This is a genomic window from Anabaenopsis tanganyikae CS-531 (assembly GCF_029891675.1).
In the GTDB taxonomy this organism is placed as follows: domain Bacteria; phylum Cyanobacteriota; class Cyanobacteriia; order Cyanobacteriales; family Nostocaceae; genus Anabaenopsis; species Anabaenopsis arnoldii.
Genome location: NZ_JANQDF010000073.1, coordinates 34,331 through 46,724 on the forward strand (window position 1 = coordinate 34,331; position 12,394 = coordinate 46,724).

The following is a 12,394-nucleotide window of genomic DNA, read 5'->3' on the forward strand; positions in this document are numbered from 1 at the left end:
TTTGACACCACTCACCTTTGACATTTGCCAAAAACCTGACCTTTGGTTAGTAAGGTGTGACGTTATTTTAGGCACCCATACCAGAATAACGTTTTAGTCCCCCAAGCCACAGCAGGCGATTTACCGCGAAAAATATGAATATCCAGGCTAAAATGGCTAAAAATCCCCCGGCAACATCAACAGGTAACCCCACCAAAAGACTGACTGGGAAATGAATCAAATAAGGGAAAGGCGTAAACATAACCACCGTGCGCACCGTTTCGGGAAAAACATCCAAAGGTGCAATTAAGCCCGACAAAAATAAATAAAATAGAAACCAGAAGTTTTCCAAAGCACTAGCGCGTTCTGTCCAAAATGCGAACATAGCAAAAGTATACTGAATCACAAACCGTAAAATAAAACTGAGTATACATGCAATAAAAAAGAGTAATAATTGCCACCAACTAGGTAACCAAACAGCTTGAGGATAGAGGGTAAAAAACAAAAAAACTAGTAGTAGTGCAAAAGGTAGACGAGCCACCCTTTCGGAAAGATGAGCAGCGACATGGCGCCAGACTGGATCTAGGGGTTGCAATAAGCGGGATGATAGCTTACCCTCCACTATCTCCTTTTCAAACTCCCAAATTACCCAGACAACAGTAACTTGTCGCACAAAAAAAACCGTGATAAAGTAGCGGGCAAAATCTGCAGGTGTCAGAGCAAACTCCCCACCTTGGGCCGCCTGTATCCAGACACCCATCAAGATAATAGGTAAAGCGCCAGCCAAAACCCATAAAATCAATTCCGCCCGATACTCCACCATATAGGCGTAGTAAACAGACAGCAAAGTCAAGATTTTCCTAAGAATTTTTTTCACTGAAATTACACCACTCCCGCCTGAAAAACTCTACCAATCACCTCTTCTATTGGCGGCTCAGTCACTGTTAAATCAATGACTTCTAAATCTGCCAGAATTTGAGATACTGTACTGGTCAGGGTTTCTCGTGGTACGATAAAGCTCACAGCACGCCCCTCTAGGGACTGGACATCACCGTAGAACATGAGTTTTTCTCTAGGTAGCGGCTCGGTTAACTCAATATGGATTTCGCGGTAAGGTGCGAAATTTGCCACCAATCCATCTAAACTACCGTCATACATCAGCTTTCCTTGGTGAATCAATAGTACCCGCTGACATAAAGCAGTAATATCAGCCATGTAATGACTAGTTAATAACACAGTAGCTTGATAACGGCGATTATACTCCCGTAAAAAATCCCGTACCGCCACCTGAGCATTTACATCTAGTCCCAGTGTCGGTTCATCGAGAAACAATACATGAGGATGATGCAACAGTGCTGCTAACAGTTCGGCTTTCATCCGTTCACCTAAAGATAATTTCCGCACTGGTTGGGTCAGCTTTCCTTCTAGATTCAACATCTGTGTGAATTCCCCGACCCGTCTGTGAAATTCTTGATTTGAGATGTTGTAAACAGCAGCGTTGATTTTTAAAGAATCTAGGGCTGGTAAGTCCCAGAGTAACTGCTGTTTTTGACCCATGACCAAGGTAATTTTTTGCAGAAATCGTTCTTGGCGCAAAAATGGCACGTATCCCGCCACTCTAACTGTACCCCCAGAAGGATGAATCAGCCCTGTGAGCATTTTCAGGGTCGTAGTTTTACCAGCACCATTGGGTCCCAAAAAACCCACCACCTCACCGGGGGAAATTTCAAAGGAAACATCCTCTACTGCTTTAATAGAGCGGTAAGTGCGCCGGAAAAAGTGGGTGAGCGTGCCTTTTATGCCCGGCTGCTTAACCGCCACTGGGTAAAATTTACAGAGATTTTCAACAGTAATAATTGACATATAGCATTTTCCTGTAGCGGTGAGATCCCAAATTATCCCTTATATAGCCTTTTTCAGGCTCATGAAGTACACACCAATTCCCTATTCCCTATTCCCTATTCCCTGTTCCAGTGTTCCAGTGTTCCGGTGTTCCCTCAAACTAAAAAAAATTGTACCTCACGAGCATGGGAAATGCTATAAATACAAGAAATATGACCCATTTTGACATCAGTAGATTTTAGGAGGTTTTTTTCAACAGTTACTTTAAACGCCCAGAGCGTAAAATACTAATAACTAGCCACAAACCTAATAAACTAGCAGCAGCAAACAGAACACTACTTAAAAATGACAGTTGAGTAGTTTGGGCTTTGGTGGAAATAATAGCGGCTCCCATAATCAGAGAACCTACTAAAATACTAAAAGATAATCTGTTAGCTGCGTCATCCAGAGTGCGCCGCATACCATCTAAACCACGCAGTGAGAGATTCCACTGTAAGGTTTCCGAAGTAACTCGCTCTAATAATAGTTCAATTTGCCGGGGAGATTGTAATGATAGACTCTTAATATCTAGGACAGTTCTTAAGAGTGATGGTAGTGGATTACTCCCTAGTAGTTGTCGTCGAAACAAGTCTGTAATTAATGGCTGGATCTCGTCAAATAAATTCACCTGTGGGTTGAATCCACGAGCTACCCCTTCTAAGTTAGCCAGGGTTTTGGCATATAAGCCCATATTGCTGGGTAAGCGAATTTTATTTTGACGGGCCAGTTGCAGAATTTCATAAATTATGTGACTGAAATTCATATCACTCAAGCTGACATGATGATACTTCCGCAACATGCGATCATAATCATTTTCTAACCGGGACAAAATCACCGGACCAGAAGAATCTGCTAAGTGTAAAGTTAACTGGGCGCATCGACCCGCATCTAAATCAATGATGGCTAAAAGCATTTCTGTGAGGATCTGCTGGGTGCGGGGATCAAGTCTGCCCACCATTCCACAGTCTAAAAGCGCAATGCGACCATCTGCGAGATAAAATAAGTTTCCAGGATGGGGGTCAGCATGGAAGAAGCCATCAATGTATATTTGCTGGAAAAAAGCCCGAAATAGCAGGGTAGTAATGTCCCGGCGTTGTGTGTGAGCATCGTTACCATTTTCCGGGAACCGATTTAAATTCGCGGAAAGTAAAGGTACACCATCGAGCCATTCCATGACCAATAACTTCTGGGTAGTCAATTCCCAGAAGATTTCCGCAACTACCAGTTGTGTGGGATCAAACCAGCGACTACGGGCTAAATTACCTCGCAGCTGGTCTGTAAAACCTGCTTCCAGTGTAAAATCTAACTCGTCTTCTAAAGCTTTGGTAAATTCAGCAGCGATCGCTTTGATTTCGTAAGTTTGCCCAAACTCTGTGCGCGCTACTAAATCAGCAATACCTTGAATTAAAACGATATCTTGAGCTACAGTGAGATCGATTCCCGGACGTTGTACCTTGAGAGCAACTTCTCGACCATCTACTAATGTAGCTCGATGAGTCTGAGCGATTGATCCGGCCGCTACAGGGACATGATTAACTATGCTGAATGTTTCTTCCAGTGGGTGTTTTAGCTGCTGACGAATTAATACTTCTATGTCTGACCAAGGAACTGGGGGTACTTCGTCTTGGAGAGTGGAAAGCTCTTCAATGTAGGCGGCGCTGAGTAAGTCTGGACGGGTCGAAAGTAGCTGACCCAGTTTAACATAAACTGGACCCAAATCCACCAGGATATTCTTTAAAACTGCCGGTGTGGGTAGTTGAGGTTCATCAGCTTTACCACCGGTGAGTACTCTTCGCATATAGTCCCAACCATTGCGGAGGACTACCTCGATAATTTCTCTTTGACGGGGAACAGTTTGAGTGAGGAACATTGTGGGGAAATAGGGGGATGAGGGGAAACAGGGGGAGCAGGGAGTAATCTGGTAGAGCAGCGGTGTAACTAGGCAGAAAATCAAACTCTCGTGACCGGGGCGGTACTATTCCCTGCTCCCTAAGTCCTGCCAACACACATATCAGTTATAATGAATGCAACCAATCCTCAGCCTCTGATCGGGGTTTTAACTCTCAGACTCTAGGATTTATAGCAGTTCAGTAAATCGGGGATCATCTGCAAGGGTTTTGAGAATCTGTTTAATTTCTTGAGTGCGGTCTTTATTGACTACAAGAGTTACATTGCGATCGCGCACAATCACAACATCCTCTAGACCAATAGTAACAATTACATCCTCTGAATTGGTAGCATAAACAATAGCACCATGGGTATCCAATCCCACATGGGTAGCTAGTTCTACATTCGGATTCTCAGGTTTTTTCAGTAGGCGATCGAGTGCATTCCAATCTCCCAAGTCATCCCAACCAAATTCAACTGGTAAGACATATGCTAAATTTGTTTTTTCCATCAGAGCATAGTCTATACTCTGTTTAAGCAACTGAGGATATACATCAGGGCCTTGTTGTTCTAATGGTTCGATAATTTCTGGCGCATGGGTATAAAGTTCCTTGAGAACCACCCCAGCCCGAAATACGAACATTCCGCTATTCCAGCTAAAACGCCCCGTAGATAGAAAAGTTTCTGCTGTTTCACGGTTAGGCTTTTCAGTAAAGCGGCTGACGTGATAGGCTGGCAAATCATTAAATCTACCAATATTTTCGCCTTGTTCAATATAGCCGTAACCAGTTGATGGGAAAGTAGGCTTGATCCCCAGAGTGACAATGGCCTCTGTGCTGGCCGCTAGCTCGGTACCAGCCATTAAGGTATGTACAAATGCTTCTTGGTCAGCTATCCAGTGGTCAGAGGGAAAAAAGCCTATGATAGCATCTTCTCCGTAACGCTGCTTAATTTCTAAACTTGCCCAGGCAACTGCAGCGGCTGTATCTCGTCCCTCGGACTCAATGAGTAAATTTTCAGATGGCAGTAGGGGTAGTTGTTGTCTGACACCTGCGGCTATCTGACTAGAAGTAATGACCCAGAGGTCATTCCAACCATTGGTGAAGGCTAATAACCTATCGGCGGTTGCTTGTAACAGACTTCTAGAGCTACCATCAAGGCTTAAAAATTGCTTAGGTCGGTTTTGGCGACTGAGGGGCCAAAAACGCTCACCTTTGCCACCGGCCAGAATTACAGGGAAGAGTGAATTACTCATGTTGTCTACACACTCAGGTCAGATCATTATCAGTGTACAGTGAGCTTTTGGCCTGACAGGATTTGTGGATGCGATTAACAGACCTTAAGGTAGTGGTTGATTGGGGAGATAATGTGTGATTAAACAATTTCAATGGTTAGAAAATCAGGTGACCTTTCAAGAATTACCAGAGTTTGAAGTACAGGAAAGAACTCAACAGGTATCATGGGGAGAAAATGATCTGGGAATTCAACAGATATCACCATCCGAACTGGAAATAGTGCCCCATGAACCAGGAACTATTTCCCCGAGTGTTGTTGAGTCTGTGGGTCTAATTCCCAAGGATATTTACCAGAGGTTAGGCTTGAGTGTACCTCGATGGCTACTGTGGACATTGACCACAGTGGTGGGGATCGTTTTTTCAGGTCTGTTAGTATCGACTTTGGCGCTGTGGACTCCATTATGGAGTAATCTTGACCGAACAGATGAAGAATTGGGATTTTCTGGTGAAGATGATCAGAGAATACCCTTACCTGGGGAATTATGGGGCAAAATTTCCCAGTATAAGCTGTCACGACCGATGAATATTTTGATTATGGGAGTTGATCCGGTGCCAGGTAGTATTGATGGCTCTCCGGAAAGTTTTACAGGAACCAGTGATACCATGTTGCTGGTTAGACTCAACCCTAGTAATAAAACTATGCGGGTGTTGTCAATTCCCAGGGATACCATGATTGCTATCCCAGAAAGAGGTTTAACTAAGGTGTCTGAAGCTAATGCTCAAGGGGGTCCTGTTTTAGCAGCACGGGTAGTTAGCCGGACTTTAAATAATGCTCCTATACATAGGTATATCCGTATTTCAACTAGTGGACTGAGGCAGTTAGTTGATCAATTGGGTGGGGTTGATGTTTTTGTACCTCAAGGTATGCAATATCAAGATTCTAGTCATCAATCCATTAATTTACCCAGTGGTTGGCAAACCCTCAACGGTGAACAAGCAGAAAAATTTGCTCGATACCGCGAACCAGGATTAGGGGACTTACCTAGAGTACAACGACAGCAAGTGCTAATTAAAGCCTTACTGCAACAGGTCAATAGTCCGACTGTGTTACCGAGATTACCTCATTTAACCCGTCTGATGCGGAAATATTTTGACACCAATCTCAAAATAGAAGAAATGATGGCCTTGGTAAATTATTCGGTGAACCTGGAAGATGATAATTTACAAATGACCATTCTACCCGGTAATTTCAGCCGCTTTAGTCAAGACCCCAATAGTTATTGGCTGAATCTTAATAAACAGCAGACTCTATTGAGTAATTATGTGGGGGTAGATGTACCTGATGTTGACGCTGATGTACGTCCAGTCCAAGACCTGAGAATTGCTATTCAAAATTCTTCCAATCAACCTCAGATGACTGAAAAGGTTATTGACTATCTCAAACAAAAAGGTTTTACAAATGTTCATGCTGTGTCGGATTGGCCTGACCCCCACAGACAGACTCAGATTATTGTTCACAGAGGAAACCGAACCACGGGAGTTGAGCTTTATGACATTATTGGCTTGGGTAAGATTAATGTTTCGGCAATTGGGGATTTAGAATCGGATATTACAATTCGTATTGGTCAAGATTGGAAATAGTCACTGGTCATTAGTCATTAGTCATGATTTGATTTTGGGTTCCCTCTGGGGATCATAGTCTACTAAACTATTGGCTAATGATCATCAACAAAGTTTTTAGAGTTATGCAAAAGTTTTTACTTAAATTATTTAGTTGGCTGGTAATTGTGGTTTTGACTTGGTTATGGGTGCTAATTAATCCTCAACCAGTTTTGGCTCAAATTAGCACAATCAACTATAGTAATGCTAGTCTCCAAGATAGTGATTTTTCTAACATTGATTTATCTGGGGTGACTTTTGTGGCGGCGGAAATGCGGGGCGCAAATTTCCAAGGGGCTAATTTAAGCAATGCGATTCTGACTAAGGGGGTGTTGTTAAATGCTAATTTGGAGGGTGCAAATCTCACAGGGGCTTTAGTTGACCGGGTGACTATGGATGGGGCAAATTTAAAGAATGCTATTTTTACAGAAGCAACTATGACCCGGAGTCGGTTTTTTGATGCGGACATCACTGGTGCTGATTTTACAGATGCTTTGATAGACCGGTATCAAGTTTCTTTAATGTGCGATCGCGCTCAGGGTATCAATCCCGTTACAGGGGTGGCGACACGGGATAGTTTAGGATGTCGGTAATAGTTGTCAGGTATAGTAAGTGACTCAAGAAGACCAGAAACCCCCTCGTTCCTTGGCGGGAATTGCGGGGATAGTAGCGGCGGCTACATTAATTAGTAAAGTCTTTGGTTTAGTGCGACAGCAGGCGATCGCCGCGGCTTTTGGTGTTGGGGCTGCGGCTACTGCTTATAGTTACGCTTATATTATTCCGGGTTTTCTCTTAATCTTACTGGGTGGGGTGAATGGACCATTACACAGTGCGGTTGTCAGTGTTCTAGCCAAGCGCTCACGCTCGGAAAGCGCCCCCCTGGTAGAAACGGTAACAACTCTGGTAGGTGGATTACTCCTACTGGTGACCTTGGCTCAGATTTTCTTTGCTGATACCATCATTGATATTGTTGGTTATGGCTTAGAATCGACTACCAGGGCGATCGCCATTCAACAGATCCGCATTATGGCACCCATGGCCTTATTTGCGGGTTTAATAGGTATTGGTTTTGGTACCCTCAACGCCGCTAATCAATATTGGTTACTTTCCATCAGTCCCCTTTTATCTAGTGTAACTGTGATTGCCGGCATTGCCATCTTAACCGGGCAACTAGGTGAAGATATTATTAAACCAGAATACGCCTTCATCGGTGGTATGGTCTTAGCTTGGGGAACCCTAGGGGGCGCAATTCTCCAATGGTTAGCCCAGTTAATTGTCCAGTGGCGCTTAGGACTAGGTACATTGCGCCTGCGGTTTGATTTTAAATCCCCTGGAGTGCAAGAGGTGATCAAAATTATGACACCAGCTACAATTTCCTCCGGGATGATGCCGATTAACGTCGCCACAGACCTTTACTTTGCTAGTCCCATACCCGGTGCGGCGGCTGGGTTTAACTATGCCAATCTCCTAGTGCAAACTCCCCTGGGTATTATCTCTAATATTATTTTGTTACCTTTATTACCAATGTTTGCTAAGTTAGCGGCTCCCGAACATTGGCCAGACCTAAAGTTACGCATTCGCCAAGGAATTTTACTCACCGCCGTCACGATGTTACCATTAGGAGCGTTAATGGTGGTGTTATCTGTCCCCATCGTAGAGATAATTTATCAACGGGGTGCTTTCCAACAACAAGCCACACAGCTGGTTTCATCCCTGCTGATTGCCTATGGTGTGGGGATGTTTGTATATTTAGGGCGGGATGTATTGGTACGGGTATTTTATGCTCTCGGAGATGGACAGACACCTTTTAGGATTAGTACTTTTAACATCTTCCTTAACGCTGTACTTGATGGGATTTTGGTTAAACCTTTTGGGGCGACTGGGATTGTTTTAGCAACCGTAGGTGTAAACTTTAGTTCTGTAGTAATGCTATTATGGTTACTTGACCGTAAACTCAATGGTTTACCTTGGCGTGAGTGGAGTATCCCAATTTTGGGTTTAACTGCGGGTAGTGTTGCGGCTGGTGTTGCTAGTTTTGGTACTTTAGTGAGTTTACAGCAGTTGTTGGGTACACAGGGGTTAATTATTCAACTGTTACAGTTATGTGTATCGGGTTTAGTGGGTATCTTGGTTTTTGCTATCATTGCCTCATGTTTGAAAATACCAGAGGTGAATAGTTTTGCTGTGGGGATGCGTCAAAGATTGCTGAAGAGATAGTAATAATTAAAGCTTATGTTCTCAGTAAAAAAGTTGATAAAGAAATGCTGAGACTAGACTTTTTAATTCCTTCCATAAGCAGTAAACTTAGGTTGTCATTGTCTTCCGCTAATTGGGTGACTTGATCATCATCTAAGCGGGCTTTACTACCCTCTGTATAATTTATCAGCAGTTTTTGTACACTCTGGAAGGGAGAGGAAAATAAATACCCCACCCCCTGACCCCCTCCCATCTGGAAGGGAGGGGGAATTTTAGCATCTCTCCTTAACCCTTTCCCCTCTGGAAGGGAGGGGTTGTGGTCCCGGTTGAGGTTTAAACTAAAACTGGTTCAGATTTTACCGCGTTGACAGTATTTGTATCTGACTGTGTGCAGTAAATTTCACAGGAGTTATTGGGACTTTCAGTTAGTTTGATTTTGTGCAGTCGAGCACCTAGTTCTTCAACGGGCGATCGCAGTAAGTTAGTGATATGTAGGGCGATATTTTCAGCGGTGGGGACAACTTCGGCAAAATAAGGAACGTCCTTATTTAAGAAACCATGATCAAATGGTTCTAAGACATAATCAGCAATGACCCGGTTTAAAGCACCTAAATCAACTACCATACCTGTGCGGGGGTCAATTTCTCCTTTCAGGGTAACTTCTAAATGATAATTATGTCCGTGTCCATTTACCCTACCGCATTTACCGTAAATTTCTAGGTTTTTCTCTAAACTTAAATTAGGATGGGCCAATCTGTGGGCTGCACTAAAATGAGTGGCAACAGTCAAGGAGGTTTCTGTTTCACCTATATTATAATCTACCCACAACTCATGACTTTCAAATAATTTAACTCGAGACAGATTAACTCCCAAGTCATGAATAGGAGACCTGAGCAGATTACTAATGTAAAGTGCAATATTCTCTGTAGTGGGAACTATTTCCGATTCCGCAAAATAGGGAATATCTTCATTTAAGCAAGAGTGATCTAACAACTCAAGTACATAATCTTCTACTACTCTATTAACAGCAGCTAAATCTACAATCATCCCAGTGCGTGGGTCTATTTCGCCTTCTACTGTAACTTCTAGATGATAGTTGTGTCCGTGGGTACGGGTACACTTACCATATTTCTCGGCACTGAGGTTAGGTGCTAAACGATGGGCCGCGCTAAAATGACTCCTGACAGTCAAGGCCACTTTTTTTCCCTCTCCTGTATAATCTGCCCAAAGTTGCGAATGTTCAAGCAACTGGACACGGACTAAGGGTAAATGGGGTGCTAAACGTTGCCAAATCACGTGAGCAATATTTTCGGTAGTGGGGAGAGTTTGCTGAAATTCTGGCCACACCTCATTAAGGTAAGAAAAATCTAGCTGTCCAGTAGCTTCTCTTTTGATGATGTGTTTGACATCAGATAAGTTCAATACCATACCATACTCATCCAGTTCACCGGACATGGAGATAAAAACCACATAGTTATGTCCTTGACCGGGGAATTTGGCGGAGAGACCGAACTTTGCCATATTCTCGGCTTCGCTCAGTTCCGGTAACCAATACCGATGACTAGCTAAAAACTGAGCGCGACGATTAACAATACATTGCATGATTATTCTGTAAACCTATCTCAATATTTCTTAAAGTTTCACTATTTACAGCATAAACTAATTGGGCTCCTGGATGACCTAAGTTGTGGTTCTTCTGGTAGTAACCACCGCGCAAATTCTTGCGGATGTTTTTGATGCTAGTAATTTACAAAGGTTGTCAAAACTCACAGGGGGTTTATTTGGGGTGTATATTTATGTTTACATCCTCTCCATTTGGGAGAGGGAAGTCAACATCTACAAATCAGCACCTGACTTGAGCTATAATTGTGCGGTGACGCGGGGTGTTGCTGGTGATAGTGGGAACATGAAAACCAGCATCAACTAAAGCTTGCTCAATATCCAAAGCAAAATATTGATCTAAATAAGGTTCAGTACTTTTGAGCAGGGTCAAAATGTAGGGGGGCATTTTCTTGTATATTTCTGATTGGGGATTCATATCCATAATCCCTAAATGACCACCAGGACGCAGCACCCGGCGCATTTCTGCCAAAATATTTCGGGTTGCTGACTGGGGCAATTCGTGGCACATTAAGAAAATAGAAACTAAGTCAAAAGATGCATCTGGTAACCCAGTAGATTCTGCGGGAGCATGGAGCCAATTGATGTGAGCTTGAGATTGTTGGGCGTGGTAGTCAGCAACGGCTAAAAAGTAAGGCGATAGGTCTAAACCTGTAATCTGAGACTGGGGATAAACTGCTTGTAGAGCCAAGGTACTTAGTCCTACACTACATCCCACATCTAAAATATCTTGGGGAGCATGGGGAAGGGAAGCTGTGAGAATATCGTGGTAACTTTGACGTAGTTTAGCATCACCTTGGGTATCTGCATCCTGCCAGATTTTAGCATGAACAGCATGGGCAGCGGGTTTGACTTCAAAGGCAGCTTGCCAACTGAGATTACCACTGTCGTAAGCATGAAATGAGGTGAGATAGTAGTCTGGGTAAGCAAGCTGGGGATTGTGAACTTTTGTGAGTTCTGGTGTCCAATCACGGGACTGTAAGCTTTTGACTTCTTGTGTCCAGGGAACGCCGATTTTTTCAGCGCGTTTAATCATCATTTGTCTAGCTTGATGCTTGGCTACACTGGCTAAAGGTTTGATAGCCAGGATACCATTTACCAAACGGGAGGCTAAACCAATAGAAGTTGTTGTCGCAGCAGTCATATTGTTTTGGGTTTGGTTTGGGTTTAACAGCCTTGTTTACCTATGATACAATTGTGTAGGTTTAGTCTAGTCATACATTCCATTGTAGCTAACCTAAATGTAGTAACTGAGTGTGTCTTTGTCTCACAGATGGTCGAGACGCTTAATGAGGTTAAGAATCGCCATGCTAAAGGTTATGGGATGATGTCAGTTCCAGCCAGTCTAGTTTTTATCCTAAAAATTGAGGTTTTTATATTATGTCTAATGGCCCCTTGAGTGAAGCACCTCGTAACCAACGAGCCACGGTAATTCGTACTAGTAATGAGTTTGTTTTACTAGAATGGTTGAAGTCAAATGGTCGACTCATAGAGCGTGAACCTCAAGAATATCGGGGACTGAATTCAGTAGAAGAAATTTCTGACATGATTGAGCTTGATGATATTCACTACGATCATGATGAAGATGATGCCAGCATGGACTTAGAAGATTAGCAGATTTTTCACCGAACTGAATAATCACCCAACTCGGTTTAGACTTATCTGTGCGCGGTTGGAACTACGGCTAAGTCAGTTGTGAGACGTGTAAATAATTGTAAATTATTTGCTTAAACCGAGTAAATCATACTAACTCACCCTATACTAAAAGTAGTTGATTTAATGAAGTCTTGATGCAACATGTCACTCCCAAGGAAGCAGCTAAAATCCTTGGTGTCCATGTCTCCAGTCTCAGGAGATGGGAAAACGAAGGCAAGCTTAAAGCAATCCGTACACCAGGCGGTCAAAGGCGGTTCATCCTCGAAGAAGTCGAAAAAATC

The 12,394-nt window shown here is 43.2% G+C and carries 11 protein-coding genes and 1 pseudogene; 5 read left to right on the top strand and 7 right to left on the bottom strand.

The features are described 5' to 3' along the window. Window positions 1-67: 67 nt before the first annotated feature. The 4 genes from NWP22_RS07545 to NWP22_RS07560 all read right to left on the bottom strand — a co-directional run bounded on the left by NWP22_RS07545 (window position 68) and on the right by NWP22_RS07560 (window position 5,002). On the bottom strand, window positions 68-856 hold the full coding sequence (locus NWP22_RS07545) for an ABC transporter permease (RefSeq protein ID WP_271732753.1): 789 nt from the start codon (window positions 854-856) through the stop codon (window positions 68-70). Between the two features lie 5 nt (window positions 857-861). Continuing rightward, a complete protein-coding gene (locus tag NWP22_RS07550; RefSeq protein ID WP_271732755.1) occupies window positions 862-1,842 on the bottom strand; it encodes an ABC transporter ATP-binding protein in 981 nt (326 codons plus the stop codon). Between the two features lie 238 nt (window positions 1,843-2,080). Next, on the bottom strand, window positions 2,081-3,730 hold the full coding sequence (locus NWP22_RS07555; RefSeq protein WP_271732757.1) for an ABC1 kinase family protein: 1,650 nt from the start codon (window positions 3,728-3,730) through the stop codon (window positions 2,081-2,083). Between the two features lie 207 nt (window positions 3,731-3,937). Beyond that, a complete protein-coding gene (locus NWP22_RS07560) occupies window positions 3,938-5,002 on the bottom strand; it encodes a mannose-1-phosphate guanylyltransferase (protein ID WP_271732759.1) in 1,065 nt (354 codons plus the stop codon). Between the two features lie 115 nt (window positions 5,003-5,117). On the opposite strand from NWP22_RS07560, the gene NWP22_RS07565 reads away from it, so the two are divergent. The 3 genes from NWP22_RS07565 to murJ all read left to right on the top strand — a co-directional run bounded on the left by NWP22_RS07565 (window position 5,118) and on the right by murJ (window position 8,858). Next, entirely contained in the window at window positions 5,118-6,623 is a 1,506-nt protein-coding gene (locus NWP22_RS07565; protein ID WP_271732761.1) for an LCP family protein, read from the top strand. Between the two features lie 104 nt (window positions 6,624-6,727). Continuing rightward, window positions 6,728-7,234 (top strand): pentapeptide repeat-containing protein, encoded by a 507-nt coding sequence (locus NWP22_RS07570; protein WP_271732762.1) that lies wholly within the window; start codon window positions 6,728-6,730, stop codon window positions 7,232-7,234. A gap of 19 nt (window positions 7,235-7,253) precedes the next feature. Then, window positions 7,254-8,858 carry a murein biosynthesis integral membrane protein MurJ gene (gene murJ / locus NWP22_RS07575; RefSeq protein ID WP_271732764.1) on the top strand — a complete coding sequence of 535 codons (1,605 nt, stop codon included), beginning with the start codon at window positions 7,254-7,256 and terminating at the stop codon, window positions 8,856-8,858. Between the two features lie 312 nt (window positions 8,859-9,170). Here murJ and NWP22_RS18345 read toward each other — a convergent pair whose 3' ends face one another. The 3 genes and pseudogenes from NWP22_RS18345 to NWP22_RS07585 all read right to left on the bottom strand — a co-directional run bounded on the left by NWP22_RS18345 (window position 9,171) and on the right by NWP22_RS07585 (window position 11,601). Beyond that, a complete protein-coding gene (locus NWP22_RS18345; RefSeq protein WP_425332608.1) occupies window positions 9,171-9,626 on the bottom strand; it encodes a 6-carboxytetrahydropterin synthase in 456 nt (151 codons plus the stop codon). Next, window positions 9,627-10,439: pseudogene (locus tag NWP22_RS18350) on the bottom strand (6-pyruvoyl trahydropterin synthase family protein); the annotation flags it as partial. Window positions 10,440-10,680: 241 nt separating this feature from the next. Next, window positions 10,681-11,601 (bottom strand): class I SAM-dependent methyltransferase, encoded by a 921-nt coding sequence (locus NWP22_RS07585; protein WP_271732767.1) that lies wholly within the window; start codon window positions 11,599-11,601, stop codon window positions 10,681-10,683. Window positions 11,602-11,837: 236 nt separating this feature from the next. Here NWP22_RS07585 and NWP22_RS07590 point away from each other — a divergent pair, with 236 nt between their 5' ends. Further along, window positions 11,838-12,071, top strand: a complete 234-nt coding sequence (locus NWP22_RS07590) for a DUF3134 domain-containing protein (RefSeq protein ID WP_271732768.1) — start codon at window positions 11,838-11,840, stop codon at window positions 12,069-12,071. Between the two features lie 176 nt (window positions 12,072-12,247). Further along, window positions 12,248-12,394, top strand: a 147-nt coding sequence (locus NWP22_RS07595) for a MerR family DNA-binding transcriptional regulator (protein ID WP_280801691.1), incomplete at its 3' end; no start/stop codon positions are given.